Source organism: Achromobacter sp. ISS7 (genome assembly GCF_056523125.1).
The window spans coordinates 5,171,162-5,186,077 of the sequence record NZ_JAWRZD010000001.1 but is presented as its reverse complement, the minus strand read 5'-3'; the positions used below and the strand labels follow the sequence as shown (position 1 = coordinate 5,186,077).

Sequence of the window (14,916 nt, the reverse complement as noted above, 5' to 3'; positions counted from 1 at the left end):
GTTTTTTTGCATCTCCATACCTGGAACAGGGTCGCAAAAAAAGAGCGCTCAATCTCTCATATTGCCGCGTAAAGTCGAAAACCATTGAATTCCATTCATTTTTAAATGAATGGAATTCAATATATCGAAATAAAAATCACCGGTGAGTGAAACGTAGCGACACGCGCGCGGCTACTGTCCGCGCGGGTTCTGACGCCATTGCGGCGCAAGTCGGCAATGCGCCACGGCGGGCCGCCGGGTGCTTTCAGAAGGGGGATCGTTGTCGGGTTGCCGCGGGCGGAGGGCTCAAGCCGCGCCCTGTGCCTGCCATTTGTCCCAGCCGGCCCGGCGCAGCTTGCAGGCCGGGCATTCGCCGCAGCCATAGCCCCAGGCATGGCGCGCGCCGCGCTCGCCCAGGTAACAGGTGTGGCTTTCCTCGACGATGGTGTCGACCAGCGCGTCGCCGCCCAGTTGCTTGGCCAGCGCCCAGGTTTCGGACTTGTCGATCCACATCAGCGGCGTCTCGATGGTGACGCGGCTGCCCAGGCCCAGGCCCAGCGCCACCTGCTGCGCCTTGATGGTGTCGTCGCGGCAATCGGGATAGCCCGAGAAATCGGTTTCGCACATGCCGCCCACCAGCACGTCCAGCTGGCGCCGGTAGCCCAGCGCCGCCGCCAGCGTCAGGAACAGCAGGTTGCGGCCCGGCACGAAGGTGTTGGGCAGGCCGTTGGCCTGCATCTCGATGGCGCGGTCGCTGGTCATGGCGGTGTCGCCCACCTGGCCCAGCACCTTCAGGTCCAGCAGATGGTCTTCGCCCAGGCGCGGCGCCCATTGCGGAAAGCGCGCGCGGATGTCGCGCAGCACGTTCAGGCGCGCATCCAGTTCGATGCGGTGGCGCTGGCCGTAATCGAACGCCACGGTTTCCACATGGGCATAGCGGTCCAGCGCCCAGGCCAGGCAGGTGGTGGAATCCTGGCCGCCCGAAAACAGCACGAGCGCGCGACGTTGGTGATTCAGCATAAAAGGGGGTTTCTGCAAAGACAAAGGGATAGAGCCAGACTTTACCGCAGCCGGCCGTCTTTCCCGTAAGGAAGCCTGCGTAAAATCGGTGACGTTCTCGTTCACGGTTTACCAGCAGCGCGCATCACCCCACCCTCCCTTTCCCAGCAGCCCGACGGATCTCCCGCCCGATGAATGCCAGCCGCCCGCAGTCCGATTCAGCAGAACCCTTGCGTCACGATATCCGGCTGTTAGGCCGATTGCTGGGCGAAGTCATCGCCGAATGCGAAGGCAAACGCGTCTTCGACACCATCGAGACGCTGCGCCGCACCGCCGTCAAATTCCGCCGCGAAGGCAACGCCGCCGACGGCAAGCTGCTGGAACAGCGCGTCAAGCACCTGCAGGGCAGCGACCCCAACTCGGTGGCGCGCGCCTTCAGCTATTTCCTGCACCTGTCCAACATCGCCGAGGACCGCGACCAGAACCGCAGCCAGCGCGCCCGCGCCCTGGCCGGCGACGCGCCCGCGCGCGGCAGCCTGCGCGACGCGGTGCAGGCCCTGGGGCGCCACGGCGTGACGCCCGCGCGCATCCGCCGGCTGCTGGCCGACGCCTGCGTCATGCCGGTGCTGACCGCCCACCCCACCGAAGTGCAGCGCAAGAGCACGCTGGACGTGCACCGCGAGATCGCCGCCGCGCTGGTCCAGCGCGACAATCCGCTGACGCCGGAAGAACTGGCCGAACTCGACGCCGCCCTGCTCGGCCGCGTGGCCACGCTGTGGCAGACGCGCATGCTGCGCTACACCCGCCTGACGGTGGCCGACGAGATCGAGAACGCGCTGTCGTACTACCGCAGCACCTTCCTGCAGGTCATCCCGCGCGTCTACGGCGACCTGTCCAAGCTGCTCAACCGCGACGCCAAGCCATTCGGCGCCCCGCCCCCGCCGCTGGAGCCGTTCCTGCGCATGGGCAGCTGGATCGGCGGCGACCGCGACGGCAACCCCAACGTCGACGCCGACACGCTGGAACGCGCGCTGCTGCGCCAGGCCACCGTGCTGTTCGAGCACTACCTGCAGGAAGTGCATGCGCTTGGCGCCGAACTGTCCATCACCACGCTGCTGATCGCGGTCGACCCGGCGCTGCTGGCGCTGGCCGAGCACAGCGGCGACGACTCGCCGCATCGCAGCGACGAACCCTACCGGCGCGCGCTGGTTGGCGTCTACGCGCGCCTGGCCGCCACGGCGCTGCGCCTGACCGGCCAGAACCTGGCCCGCCGCAGCACCGTCGCCGCGCAACCCTACGACACGCCGCAGGAGCTGTCCGCCGACCTGGCCGTCATCGCCGCGTCGCTGGCCGCGCACCATGGCGCGCCCATCGGCAAGCTGCGCCTGGCCGGCCTGCAGCAGGCCGTCGAAGTGTTCGGCTTCCATCTCGCGACGGTCGACCTGCGCCAGAGTTCCGACGTGCACGAACGCGCGCTGGCCGAACTGTTCAGCCGCGCCGGCGCCACCCACGACGGCCAGCCGCTGGACTACCTGGCGCTGGACGAGGACGCGCGCGTGGCGCTGTTGCGCGCCGAACTGGCGCAGGCGCGGCCGCTGGCCTCGCCCTGGATCGCCTACAGCGAAGACACCACGCGCGAACTGGCGGTGCTGCGCGCCGCCGCCGCCGGCCGCCAGCGCTACGGCAAGCAGGCCGTGCGCCAGACCATCGTCTCGCACACCGAAACCCTCAGCGACCTGCTGGAAGTGATGGTGCTGCAAAAGGAGGCGGGCCTGATCGCGCCCGCCGGCCAGGAGATCGCGCCGGAAGACGGCCTGATGGTGGTGCCGCTGTTCGAGACCATCCCCGACCTGCAGCGCGGCGCCGACATCATGGCCGCCTGGCTCGACCTGCCCGAGATCCGCGAGCGCGTGAAGCGGGCCCAGAACGGCGCCCAGGAAGTCATGCTGGGCTATTCCGACAGCAACAAGGACGGCGGCTTCCTGACCTCCAACTGGTCGCTGTACCAGGCCGAACGCGCGCTGGTCGACGTGTTTTCCAGCCGCCACGTGCGCCTGCGCCTGTTCCACGGCCGCGGCGGCTCGGTGGGCCGCGGCGGCGGCTCCAGCTTCGACGCCATCCTGGCGCAGCCGCCCGGCACCGTGGCCGGCCAGATCCGCCTGACCGAGCAGGGCGAGGTCATCCAGAGCAAGTACAAGGACGCCGAGGTCGGCCGCTGGCACCTGGAACTGCTGGTGGCCGCCACGCTCGAATCCAGCCTGGCGCCGCGCGCCGAGGCCACCAGCGCCGAAGACGCGCACATGGCGCAGCACGGCCCGGCCATGTCGTTCATGTCGGAGAGCGCGCAGCGCAGCTACCGCGGCCTGGTCTACGACACGCCGCGCTTCGCCGAGTATTTCTTCGCCGCCACCCCTATCGCCGAGATCGCCGGCCTGAACATCGGCTCGCGCCCGGCCTCGCGCAAGAAGGGCCAGCGCATCGAAGACCTGCGCGCCATTCCGTGGGGCTTTTCCTGGGCCCAGTGCCGCCTGATGCTGACCGGCTGGTACGGCATGGGCTCGGCCATCGAGGCCTATCTGGAAACCGGCGCGCCGGGGGCGCCGCGCTCGCAACGCGGCCGCCTGGCGCAGCTGCGCGAAATGGCGCAGGACTGGCCGGCCTTCCGCACCCTGCTGTCCAACATGGAGATGGTGCTGGCCAAGTCCGACCTGGCCATCGCCGCGCGCTATGCGCAGCTGGTGCCGCAGCGCGCGCTGCGCGAGAAGATCTTCGGCATGATCAGCGCCGAGCACGGCCGCACCCTGGCCATGCTCAAGCTGCTGACGCGGCGCGAACTGCTGGCCGACAACCCGTCGCTGCAGGCCTCGCTGCGCGAGCGCTTCGCCTACATCGACCCGCTCAACTACCTGCAGGTCGACCTGATCCGCCGCCACCGCGCGGCGCAGAAGTCGCCCGCCGCCGAAGCCGACGAACGCGTGCAACGCGCAATCCACCTGACCATCAACGGCATCGCCGCCGGGTTGCGCAATTCGGGTTGAGCCGCAGGCGCGACGCCGCCGCGCGCCATAGCCACACGCTACGGCGCGCCATTACTCACAGCCGCGGGCCGCCCATGGAGAATCCGTTCTCCTCGGCGGCCAGCGTCAGCGCGCCCTCGATACCGTCCACCAGACGAACACCAAAAAAAGGCCATTTGTCCACCCCCGGCAACTTTTAGTACTATCTTCGTCAGAAATTCTATATACGCACAAATGTTCGTATATAGAACACAACGATTTTTCTGGCCCGCGCACAGGAAGACACCGACGGAAGAGACAGATCGCAGTTCCCTGGTTCCGCCTGTGCCGCCCGCCGCGCGCGCCCCGTAAGGCAAGCGAACCCTCATGGATACTCCCCTGCAGAATCTGGCCGTCATCGGCGCCGGCGCCATGGGCAGCGGCATCGCCGCGCTCTTCGCCTCGAAGGGATTGGACGTGGTCCTGGTCGATCCGATGGAAGGCGCCCTGGATCGCGCCCGCGCCGTCATCGAACGCCAGTTGAACGTCTACGCGCCCGGCGAGGTCGCCGCGGCCTTGCGACGCATCCGCATGGCGCCCGCGCTGGACGCGGCCGCCGCCTGTGACCTGGTGATCGAGGCGGTGCCCGAGAACCTGGAGCTCAAGCGCGGCCTGTTCGCCCAGCTCGACGCGCTGTGCAAGCCCGAAGCGATCTTCGCCACCAACACCTCGGGCCTGTCGATCAACGCCATCGCCAGCGCCGTGGCGCGCCGCGACCGCTTCGTCGGCACGCACTTCTTCACCCCCGCCGACGTCATCCCGCTGGTCGAAGTGGTGCGCAACGACGCCACCTCGGAAGAGACCGTGGCGCGCGTCATGGCCACCTTGCGGCTGGGCGGCAAGCGGCCTGTGCTGGTGCGCCAGGACATCCCCGGCTTCATCGCCAACCGCATCCAGCACGCCCTGGCGCGCGAAGCCATCTCGCTGCTGGAAAAGGGCGTGGCCAGCGCCGAGGACATCGACGAAGTGGTCAAGTGGAGCCTGGGCATCCGCCTGGCGCTGTCGGGTCCGCTGGAGCAGCGCGACATGAACGGCATCGACGTCCACTACGCCATCGCCAGCTATCTCTATAAAGACCTGGAAAACCGCACCGAGCCGTCCGACCTGCTCAAGAGCAAGGTCGAGAACGGCCAGCTCGGCGCCAAGAGCGGCCAGGGGTTCTACACCTGGAGCCCCGAGCGCCGCGAACAGGTGCTGCGCGACAAGAGCGCGGCGCTGGGCGAGCTGGCGGCGTGGCTCAACGCCAAGGCCGGCGATTCCTGACGCCGCGACCGCAACACCGAATACCTGCACCGAATACCTACACCATAAGGCGCGCGGCGATCCGCCCGACGCGCCAGCGGGCCACGAGCCCAACCACGCAAAGAAACCGACCGTCCCACCCGCTGCGCGCCCCCACCCGGCGCGCCACGGCGCAAGACACAAGAGCAATACGCCTTACCGGAGTTCGTAGGAGGCACCATGAATAAATTGGCATCTTTTTTCACTGAGCTGATGCGCAAGTATCTGCCCGATCCCTTTGTCTTCGCGATCGCGCTGACCTTGCTCACCGTGCTGCTGGCCATGGGCATCGAAGGCCAGGGCATCGGCGACGTGACCCGCGCCTGGGGCAAGGGCTTCTGGAGCCTGCTGGCCTTCACCACCCAGATGGCCGTGATCCTGGCCATGGGCTACGTGCTGGCCACCGCGCCGCTGACCGACCGCCTGCTCAACCGCATCGTCAGCCACGTGCACAAGCCGCACACCGCCATCATCGTCGCGACCTTGGTCGGCGGCATCGGCAGCTACCTGAACTGGGGCTTCGGCCTGGTCATCGGCGGCATCGTCGCCAAGAAGCTGGCGCTCAAGGTCAAGGGCGTGCACTACCCGCTGATCATCGCCGCGGCCTACAGCGGCTTCACCATGTACGGCCTGGGCCTGTCGGCCAGCATCCCGGTGCTGGTGGCCACCCCCGGCCACCCCACCGCCAAGCAGATGGGCACCATCCCGCTGACGGAAACCATCTTCTCGGTGCCGATGCTGATCACCAGCCTGGTGATCATCGTGACGCTGCCGCTGCTGAACGCCTGGCTGCACCCGAAGAAGGGCGAAAAGATCGTCGAAGTGGACCCGGCCATCGACCGCGACACCGCCTCTGCCGGCGCCGCCGAGGACCTGCTCGAAAAGGGCACGCTGGCCTCCAAGCTGAACAACAGCCGCATTCTGAGCCTGCTGATCGGCGCGCTGGGCGTGGCCTACGTCGTCTTCCACTTCATCGACGGCGGCTCGCTCGACCTGAACCTGATCAACTTCATCATCCTGTTCCTGGGCATCATCCTGCTGGGCACGCCGGCCGCCTACGTGGCCAAGCTGACCGAAGGCATCAAGACGATCTCCGGCATCATCCTGCAGTACCCGTTCTACGCCGGCATCATGGCCATCATGGCCGCCTCGGGCCTGGTGACCACGATCTCCAAGGTGTTCGTCGACGTCGCCACGCCGGCCACGCTGCCGTTCTGGGGCCTGATCAGCTCGTTCGTCATCAACTTCTTCGCGCCCTCGGCCGGCGGCCACTGGGTCATCCAGGGTCCGTTCATGATCGACGCCGCCCGCGAGATCGGCAGCGCGCTCAACCAGACCACCATGGCGGTGATGCTGGGCAACGCCTGGAACGACCTGGTGCAGCCCTTCTGGATCCTGCCGGCGCTGGCGCTGTCCAAGCTGAAGCTGCGCGACGTGATGGGCTACACGGTCATCATGATGCTGTGGGTCGGCGTGATCCACATCACCGCCGTGTTGGCGTGGGGCTACCTGACGCATTAAGCCCCCCCGTACGCGCTTGCGCGCGCCCCCCAGGGGGCGACACCTGCAGACCGGAGAACGAGACCCACCCCGTACGCGCTCGCGCGCGCCCCCTCAAGGGGGCGACACCTGCAGACCGGCAGAGCCGGATCTGGCGGTGTCCTCGCTGGGGAGGCAGATGGAATGTTGAAGGGCGGTGTTCTTGAGGACGTCGCCATTGAGAATTGAATTGGGAGCTGAGATGAGCAAACCTACCGCGTATCTGGTGACCGGCGGCAGCGCCGGGATCGGCGCCGCCATCATCCGCATGCTGCTGGATGCCGGGCACAAAGTGGTCAACATCGACTACCGCCTGCCCGACAATCCGCCGGCGGGGCTGGTGTCGTACCAGGCCGACCTGACCGACGAGGCGCGCACCAAGGAAGTCGCCGCCGAAGTGACCGCCGCCTACGACATCGTCGGCCTGGTCAACAACGCCGGCGCCACGCGCCCGGGCACCGCCGACACGGCCACGCTGGCCGACCTGGACTACGTGGTCAACCTGCATCTGCGCACCGCGCTGATCCTGGTGCAGGCCGCGCTGCCGGCGATGCGCGCGGCCGGCTTCGGCCGCATCGTCAACATGTCGTCGCGCGCCGCGCTGGGCAAGCCGGACCGCGTGGTCTACTCGGCCACCAAGGCCGGCCTGGTCGGCCTGACACGCACGCTGGCGATGGAACTGGGCGGCGACGGCATCACCGTCAACGCCATCGGCCCGGGCCCCATCGCCACCGACCTGTTCACCAAGAGCAATCCGGCCGGCGCGCCGCAGACCGAGCGCATCATCAACAGCATCGTGGTCAAGCGCCTGGGCACGCCCGAGGACGTGGCGCGCGCCGCCATGTTCTTCCTGTCGCCCGACAACGGCTTCGTCACCGGCCAGATGCTGTATGTCTGCGGCGGCACGACGCTGGGCGTCGCCCCCATCTGAGGCCCGCCGCGATGCCCGCCCGCCAGCCCGACTCCGCCCGCCCGCGCCGCCTAGCGGCGCAGCAGCGCGTGGTTGATCTGGTCGGCGGCGCGGCGCAGCGGCGGCAGGAAGGTCGCCAGCATCTCCTCGCGCGAGAAGCGGTTGGCATGGCCGCTGACGTTCATCGCGGCGATCACGCGGCCGCTGCGGTCGACGATCGGCACCGCCACGGATTGCAGGCCCGGCTCCAGCTCCTGCGCCACGCAGGCGTAGCCATCGGCGCGCACGCCGGCCAGGATGGCCTTGAGCGCGGCGACGTCGGTGACGGTGTCCTTGGTATAGGCCTGGATCTGGCTGATCGCCAGCACCCGGTCCAGTTCGGCCGCGGGCAGGCCCGCCAGCAGCACGCGGCCCATCGACGTCACCCAGGCCGGCAGGCGGCTGCCCACGGCCAGGTTGATGGTCATGACCTTGTGCGTCGACAGCCGCAGGATGTAGACGATGTCGGCGCCTTCCAGCACCGACACCGAGCACGACTCGCGCGTCAGCTCGGCCACTTCTTCCATGTAGGGCAGCGCCAGGTTCCACAGCGGCGTGCCCGACAGGTAGGCGTAGCCCAGTTCGAGGATGCGCGGGGTCAGCGCGAACTTGCGGTCCTCGACCGTGACGTAGCCCAGGTGCTCCAGCGTCAGCAGGATGCGGCGCGCGCCGGCGCGGGTCAGGCCGGTGACGGCCGCGACCTCGGAAAGCGTCATCTGGGAACGTTCCGGGCCGAACGCCCGGATCACGGACAGGCCGCGCGCAAAAGATTGAACGTAGCTGTCGCTGGGTTGCTGGGTTGCTTGCTCGGCCATCCGTCTACCGCGAGAAAAAAAGTTGCCGCTGCCGGCAACCCTGAAACGGGGAGGATCGCACCGCGCCGGCTTGCCTTGACGGTCGACTATCCCCATGAAACGATGTTCTTCAGAAGAACGAAAGTTCTAATTAAGAACAAATTATGACACGCCACCTATGAGCGAACACCATGATTTCTAAGCTTGTTGCAAGCGCGGCGGCCGCCCTCGCCGACGTCCCGGACGGCGCCACCGTCATGATCGGCGGCTTCGGCACCGCCGGCCAGCCCATGGAACTGATCGACGCCCTGCTCGAGCAAGGCGCCAAGGATCTGGTCATCATCAACAACAACGCCGGCAACGGCACCACCGGCCTGGCCGCCCTGCTGGGCGCCAACCGCGTGCGCAAGATCATCTGCTCGTTCCCGCGCCAGGTGGACTCGCAGATCTTCGACGGCCTGTACCGCAGCGGCAAGATCGAACTCGAGCTGGTGCCCCAAGGCAACCTGGCCGAGCGCATCCGCGCCGCCGGCGCCGGCATCGGCGCGTTCTTCTCGCCCACCGGCTACGGCACCCCGCTGGCCGACGGCAAGGAAACCCGCGAGATCAACGGCCGCCAGTACGTGCTGGAATATCCGCTGCACGCCGACTACGCGCTCATCAAGGCCGAGCGCGGCGACCGCTGGGGCAACCTGGTGTACCGCAAGACCGCGCGCAACTTCGGCCCCATCATGGCCAGCGCCGCGCGCGTGGCCGTGGCCCAGGTGCGTGAAGTGGTCGAACTGGGCACCCTCGATCCGGAAACCGTCGTCACCCCCGGCATCTTCGTGCAACGCGTCGTGCAGATCGACGCCGCCCAGGCCGCCAAGGAGCAGCAATGAGCACCAAACTGACCCGCGACCAGATCGCCGCCCGCGTCGCCCAGGACATCCCTGAAGGCGCCTACGTCAACCTCGGCATCGGCCTGCCCACGCTGGTGGCCAACCACCTGCCGGCCGACCGCGAAGTCATCCTGCACACCGAGAACGGCATGCTGGGCATGGGCCCGGCGCCGGCCAAGGGCGAGGAAGACTACGACCTGATCAACGCCGGCAAGCAGCCCGTCACCGAACTGCCCGGCTGCTCGTTCTTCCACCACGCCGACTCGTTCGCGATGATGCGCGGCGGCCACCTGGATATCTGCGTGCTGGGCGCCTTCCAGGTGTCGCAGCATGGCGACCTGGCCAACTGGCACACCGGCGCGCCCGACGCCATCCCCGCCGTGGGCGGCGCGATGGACCTGGCCATCGGCGCCAAGGACGTCTTCGTCATGATGGAACTGCAAACGCGCGAAGGCCAGAGCAAGCTGGTCGACGTCTGCACCTATCCGCTGACCGGCGTGCGCTGCGTGTCGCGCGTGTACACCGACGTGGCCGTGTTCGACATCCGCGCCGATGGCGTCACGGTGATCGACATGTTCGGCGAGACCACCGCCGACGAACTGCTGCGCCTGACCGGCCTGCCGCTGAAGTTTTCCAACTGATCATTCCCCCGCGCCCCGGCAACGCCGGGGCCGATTTCCTGGAGACACCCATCATGTTGTTCATGGTTCAAATGCAGGTCAACCTGCCCGCCGACATGCCGGCCGCCCAAGCCGACAAGCTCAAGGCCGACGAAAAGGCCCTGGCGCAGCTGCTGCAACGCGACGGCAAGTGGAAGAGCCTGTGGCGCGTCGTCGGCCGCTACGCCAACGTCAGCATCTTCGACGTGCAGGACAACGACGAACTGCACACGCTGCTGTCGTCGCTGCCGCTGTTCCCCTACATGGACATCCAGGTGACGGCGCTGGCGCGCCATCCCTCGGCGATCTGAACGGAGCCGCCCATGCCCTACATCATCGAAACCTTCGACAAGCCGGACCACCAGGCCGTGCGCCAGCAACATCGCGCCGCGCACCTCGACTACCTGGACGCCAACAAGCACCTGCTGCTGGCCTGCGGCGCCAAGCTGCAGGATGACGGCAAGGACCTGGGCGGCGGCCTGTACATCGTCGACCTGGACACGCGCGAGGCCGCGCAGCAGTTCATCGACGCCGACCCCTTCGCCCAGGCGCAACTGTTCCAGCGCGTGACCATCACGCGCTGGCGCAAGGCCTACATCGACGGCACCTGCCACCTGTAATCGCCACGCGGCCGCCTCCGGGTGGCCGCGCTTTCATTCCCCGAGGATTTCTCGCATGTCTTACGCCGATCTCAGCCAGGCACGGCTGTACTACGTCATCGATGGCCCCGCCGACGCGCCGGCGCTGGTGCTCTCCAATTCGCTGGGCACCTGCGCCGACATGTGGGCGCGCCAGATTCCCGAGCTGAGCAAGCACTTCCGCGTGCTGCGCTACGACACCCGCGGCCATGGCAAATCCTCGATCCCCGACGGCGAATACAGCTTCGCGCAGCTGGGCAACGACGTCGCCGAACTGCTGGCGCACCTGAACATCGAACGCGCCCACTTCTGCGGCCTGTCGATGGGCGGCCCCACCGGCCTATGGCTGGCGCTGAACCGCCCCCAACTGATCGGCAAGCTGATCCTGTGCAACACCGCCGCGCGCATCGGCTCGGCCGAAGGCTGGAGCGCCCGCATCGCCGCCGTGGCCGAACAGACGCTGGAAAAGATGGCGCCCACGCTGGTCGAGCGCTGGCTCACCGACGGCTACCGCGCCGCCGAGCCGGGCCTGTCGCAAGTGCTGGTCGACATGCTGCGCCGCACGTCCGACGCCGGCTACTCGGGCAACTGCGCCGCGCTGCGCGACGCTGACTTCCGCGAGCAGGTGTCCGCCATCCAGGCGCCGACGCTGGTCATCAGCAGCACCCACGACCTGGCCGCCACGCCCGCGCAGGGCAAGGAACTGGCGGGCGCCATCAACGGCGCGCGCTATCTCGAACTGAACACCTCCCACATCTCCAACTGGGAACAACCGGAAGCCTTCACCCGCGCGGTGGTCGACTTCCTCACGGAGTAAGCCATGCAGCGCTGGACCCATCGGCCCGAAGGCTCCAACTGGGGCGACTTCGGACCCGACGACCAACTCGGCCGCCTCAATCTCATCACCGAAGAACAGGTCCTGAAGGGCGCGCGTGAAATCCGCGCCGGCAAGACCTTCTGCCTGTCGCTGCCGCTGGACCTGCCCGGCGGCAACGTGCTCAACCCGCGGCGCCATCCGCCTCAGCTGAGCCCGACCCGGCTGGCCGACACGCCCTACCTGAACTTCCCGCTGCGCAACGTCAACCCGGACGCGGTCGACGTGCTGAGCGACGACCAGGTGCTGCTGTCGATGCAGTACTCGACGCAATGGGACGCGCTGGCGCACGTCGGCGCGCTGTTCGACGCCGATGGCGACGGCAAGCCCGAGCTGCGCTACTACAACGGCTTCCAGGCCGGCGTCGACGTCATCGGCCCGGCCGACGGCGACCACACCGGCTGCGGCTGCAACAGCGGCGGCCCCTCGGCCGCGTTGAAACTGGGTGTCGAGAACCTGGCGCAGAAAGGCATGCAGGGCCGCGGCGTGCTGCTGGACCTGGCGCGCCACTACGGCCCCGGCCGCACCCTGATCGGCCACGCCGAGATCATGCACGTGCTCAAGACCGACGGCATCGAGATCGAACCCGGCGACATGCTGGTGCTGCGCACCGGCTACGCCGAGGCCGTGGTCGCCATGGCCGGCAAGCCCGACGCCGAGGTGCTGCACACCTACGGCGCCGCGCTCGACGGCACCGATGCGGCGCTGCTGCAGTGGATCACCGACAGCGGCATCGCCGCCATCTGCGCCGACAACTACGCCGTGGAAGCCTATCCCGCGCGCGAAAAGACCGGCCCGCGCGCGATGCTGCCGCTGCACCACCACTGCCTGTTCAAGCTGGGCCTGCCGCTGGCCGAGCTGTGGTACCTGAAGGACCTGGCCGACTGGCTGCGCGCCAACGACCGCCACCGCTTCATGCTGACCGCCCCGCCGCTGCGCCTGCCGCACGCGATCGGTTCGCCGGTCACGCCGATCGCCACGGTGTAGGCGACGCGCACAAAAAAGCGCCGGTCCGTTCAACGGCCGGCGCTTTTTTTTGTGCGCGGATTCAATGCCGCGTTCAGCCCTTCAGGCAGGTGCTCATGAAGGTCTTGCGCTTGTCGCCGGTCAGCTTCTGCTCGCCGGCCTTGGCGTTGCAATCCTTCATCTTCTGCTGTTGCGGCGTCAATTCCTTGGCGGGCGCCGGCGCCTCGCCCTTCAGGCATGCGCTCATGTACGTCTTGCGATCATCGCCCTTCTTGCCCTCCGCCGACTTGTTGCAGTCGGCCATGCGCTGCTGCTGCGGGGTCGGCGTCTTGGCCGCAGGCGTGGCTGCGGGCGCGGGGGTCTTGGCGGGTGCGGGCGTGGCGGCGGGCGTCTGGGCGTAGACGGCGCCGAGGCAGCAGGCGGACAACACGATGGCCGAAGCCAATTGGCTAGTACGGGAAAGCATGAGTTCCTCCCTTGATCGCCCGCCGGCGCCATCTGGCGCACGCCCGGGCCGCAAGATCCGCCGGCCAAGTTGCCGGCGAGGTCATCATCGGACAAAGCCGCACGCTTCGCAAGCGCCGAAAGGACAACAAATGCTAACGCCGCCGCGATCGTTCAGCTTGCGGAAAGGCGAGGTCCGGCGAGCCCCGCAGCGTCCGTTCCGCCCTTCGGATGAACGGTCACGCCGAGGGCGCCGCCGACGTCCCGAACAGCATGGAACTCACCCCGAAAGGCCGGCAAATAGCCGCAAGTCGGAGACATTCCGATGCACTTGTGGCATCCACGAATGAATCTGCGGCTATCCCCAGCAACCTGTTACCCATTCATCCCTTTGGGCCGTTGTGCCCCGCCCGGGAAAGGAGTGAGATAGACACATGCCCCCGACACGCGACGCCAGAGACCGCGGCGAGGGCAACCCGGTAGCCGGGCCCCACAGGAGACCGTCATGAAAACCGCCCTTGCCTTCCTTGCATTGCTGGCCGGCCTGACCGGTGGCGCCCAGGCGCAAAGCCTATACGGCGTCACGCTGGGCAACGTCCAGGCCATCCGCGACACCAACGAAAACGTCTCCACCATCACCGGCTCGCTCGCCAACCAGTCGGCCCGCGCCGTCAACTACGTCATGCTCACCTTCGTCCTCTACGACGACCAGGGCCGCGAAATCGGCCGCGTGCGCGACGACGACATCGGCCCGCTCGCGCCAGGGCAGATCAAGATGATCCGCGCGATCACGCCGCTGCAATTCGCCAAGGTCACCGCGCTGGACATACGTGCTAGATAGGCGAAAAACCCTTATCTGGATAGGGTTTAGTCAAGCCGGCGTAAGTCCAATTGTGGGAAAATTCGGCAGCCGACTCGACAAAAGGGGCTTCCACACGAAGCCCCTTGTTGCGTCTGCCGGCACGCCAGCACGCCTGGCATCGTTACCAAGGAAGTGAAAAGATCATGTTTCCCAAAAGACTCACCGAAGGCTATCAGTCCTTTCTCGCCGGCCGCTTCCACTCCGAACGCAGCCGCTACGAAAAACTGGCCGAAACTGGGCAAAGCCCGGAAATCCTGATCATCGGCTGCTGCGACTCGCGCGTCTCGCCCGAGGCCATCTTCGATGCCGGCCCCGGCGAAATGTTCGTCGTGCGCAACGTCGCCAACCTGGTCCCGCCCTGTGACCCCGACTCCGAATCCTCGTACCACGGCACCAGCGCCGCCATCGAATTCGCCGTCAACGGCCTGAACGTCAAGCACATCGTCGTCCTCGGCCACGCCTCCTGCGGCGGCATCCGCGCCTTCTTCGACGACGCCAAGCCCCTGACCAAGGGCGACTTCATCGGCAAGTGGATGTCCCAGATCGCTCCCGTCGCCGACGAACTCGGCCCCGGCGGTGACGACCGAGCCGCCAACCTCAAGCGCCTCGAACTCGCCGTCATCGGCCACAGCCTCAAGAACCTGATGACCTTCCCGTCCATCCGCCGCCGCGTCGAAAACGGCGAACTGGAACTGCACGGCACCTACTTCGGCGTCGCCACCGGCGTCCTGTTCCTGCGCGACGACGCCACCGGCGAATTCAGCCCCTGCCTGGAAACCGGCCTGCCCAGCTGATCGCCCGGCGAACGCGGCGGCTTGCCCGCCGCGCGCCTGCCGCGCTGCCACAGCCCGCCACCGGCGGGTAGCGCAGCCATTTCCGCACCATACAAACGCGGCAAGCACCGCCCATTACCCACCCCAATCGGCGCGCCAAACAACCACAGGCGTTGCATCGCAACCCAAGCAGCGCCATCGCCCGCCGACCCCAGCGCGCAG

General features: G+C 67.5%; 15 protein-coding genes. 12 read left to right on the top strand and 3 right to left on the bottom strand.

Annotation, left to right across the window (positions count from 1 at the left end; all coding sequences use genetic code 11):
- Nucleotides 1-285: 285 nt before the first annotated feature.
- The gene (gene queC, locus AC1HFW_RS23605) at nt 286-999 is read right to left on the bottom strand and encodes a 7-cyano-7-deazaguanine synthase QueC (RefSeq protein WP_061073124.1); all 714 of its coding nucleotides are present in this window, start codon (nt 997-999) and stop codon (nt 286-288) included.
- Nucleotides 1,000-1,169: 170 nt separating this feature from the next.
- Between queC and ppc the strand changes: the two genes are divergently transcribed.
- The 4 genes from ppc to AC1HFW_RS23585 all read left to right on the top strand — a co-directional run bounded on the left by ppc (nt 1,170) and on the right by AC1HFW_RS23585 (nt 7,785).
- A complete protein-coding gene (ppc, locus tag AC1HFW_RS23600) occupies nt 1,170-4,016 on the top strand; it encodes a phosphoenolpyruvate carboxylase (protein ID WP_479285342.1) in 2,847 nt (948 codons plus the stop codon).
- A 345-nt stretch (nt 4,017-4,361) separates the two neighbouring features.
- On the top strand, nt 4,362-5,297 hold the full coding sequence (locus AC1HFW_RS23595; protein WP_061073122.1) for a 3-hydroxyacyl-CoA dehydrogenase family protein: 936 nt from the start codon (nt 4,362-4,364) through the stop codon (nt 5,295-5,297).
- 198 nt (nt 5,298-5,495) lie between these two features.
- Nucleotides 5,496-6,836, top strand: a complete 1,341-nt coding sequence (locus AC1HFW_RS23590) for a short-chain fatty acid transporter (protein ID WP_061073121.1) — start codon at nt 5,496-5,498, stop codon at nt 6,834-6,836.
- Between the two features lie 220 nt (nt 6,837-7,056).
- Complete coding sequence (locus AC1HFW_RS23585) at nt 7,057-7,785, top strand: SDR family NAD(P)-dependent oxidoreductase (protein WP_479285341.1); 729 nt, start codon at nt 7,057-7,059, stop codon at nt 7,783-7,785.
- A gap of 50 nt (nt 7,786-7,835) precedes the next feature.
- Here AC1HFW_RS23585 and AC1HFW_RS23580 read toward each other — a convergent pair whose 3' ends face one another.
- On the bottom strand, nt 7,836-8,618 hold the full coding sequence (locus AC1HFW_RS23580) for an IclR family transcriptional regulator (protein ID WP_061073119.1): 783 nt from the start codon (nt 8,616-8,618) through the stop codon (nt 7,836-7,838).
- Nucleotides 8,619-8,788: 170 nt separating this feature from the next.
- On the opposite strand from AC1HFW_RS23580, the gene AC1HFW_RS23575 reads away from it, so the two are divergent.
- The 6 genes from AC1HFW_RS23575 to AC1HFW_RS23550 are packed head-to-tail and all read left to right on the top strand — an operon-like array spanning nt 8,789 to nt 12,636.
- The gene (locus AC1HFW_RS23575) at nt 8,789-9,478 is read left to right on the top strand and encodes a 3-oxoacid CoA-transferase subunit A (RefSeq protein ID WP_035359632.1); all 690 of its coding nucleotides are present in this window, start codon (nt 8,789-8,791) and stop codon (nt 9,476-9,478) included.
- On the top strand, nt 9,475-10,119 hold the full coding sequence (locus tag AC1HFW_RS23570) for a 3-oxoacid CoA-transferase subunit B (RefSeq protein ID WP_006391658.1): 645 nt from the start codon (nt 9,475-9,477) through the stop codon (nt 10,117-10,119). The genes AC1HFW_RS23575 and AC1HFW_RS23570 overlap by 4 nt, the downstream gene beginning before the upstream one ends.
- 53 nt (nt 10,120-10,172) lie before the next feature.
- Nucleotides 10,173-10,448, top strand: coding sequence for a muconolactone Delta-isomerase (gene catC, locus AC1HFW_RS23565; RefSeq protein WP_479285340.1), 276 nt, complete (start codon nt 10,173-10,175; stop codon nt 10,446-10,448).
- Between the two features lie 12 nt (nt 10,449-10,460).
- On the top strand, nt 10,461-10,757 hold the full coding sequence (locus AC1HFW_RS23560) for a YciI family protein (protein ID WP_006391660.1): 297 nt from the start codon (nt 10,461-10,463) through the stop codon (nt 10,755-10,757).
- Between the two features lie 55 nt (nt 10,758-10,812).
- A complete protein-coding gene (gene pcaD / locus AC1HFW_RS23555) occupies nt 10,813-11,592 on the top strand; it encodes a 3-oxoadipate enol-lactonase (RefSeq protein ID WP_479285339.1) in 780 nt (259 codons plus the stop codon).
- Nucleotides 11,593-11,595: 3 nt separating this feature from the next.
- Nucleotides 11,596-12,636, top strand: a complete 1,041-nt coding sequence (locus AC1HFW_RS23550) for a cyclase family protein (protein ID WP_479285338.1) — start codon at nt 11,596-11,598, stop codon at nt 12,634-12,636.
- A gap of 73 nt (nt 12,637-12,709) precedes the next feature.
- On the opposite strand, the gene AC1HFW_RS23545 is transcribed toward AC1HFW_RS23550, so the two are convergent.
- A complete protein-coding gene (locus AC1HFW_RS23545; RefSeq protein ID WP_479285337.1) occupies nt 12,710-13,081 on the bottom strand; it encodes a PsiF family protein in 372 nt (123 codons plus the stop codon).
- A 483-nt stretch (nt 13,082-13,564) separates the two neighbouring features.
- Between AC1HFW_RS23545 and AC1HFW_RS23540 the strand changes: the two genes are divergently transcribed.
- Together AC1HFW_RS23540 and AC1HFW_RS23535 are read left to right on the top strand one after the other, a co-directional pair.
- A complete protein-coding gene (locus AC1HFW_RS23540) occupies nt 13,565-13,900 on the top strand; it encodes an FxLYD domain-containing protein (protein ID WP_479285336.1) in 336 nt (111 codons plus the stop codon).
- Nucleotides 13,901-14,064: 164 nt separating this feature from the next.
- Complete coding sequence (locus tag AC1HFW_RS23535; protein WP_061073116.1) at nt 14,065-14,715, top strand: carbonic anhydrase; 651 nt, start codon at nt 14,065-14,067, stop codon at nt 14,713-14,715.
- The last annotated feature ends 201 nt before the right edge of the window (nt 14,716-14,916 follow it).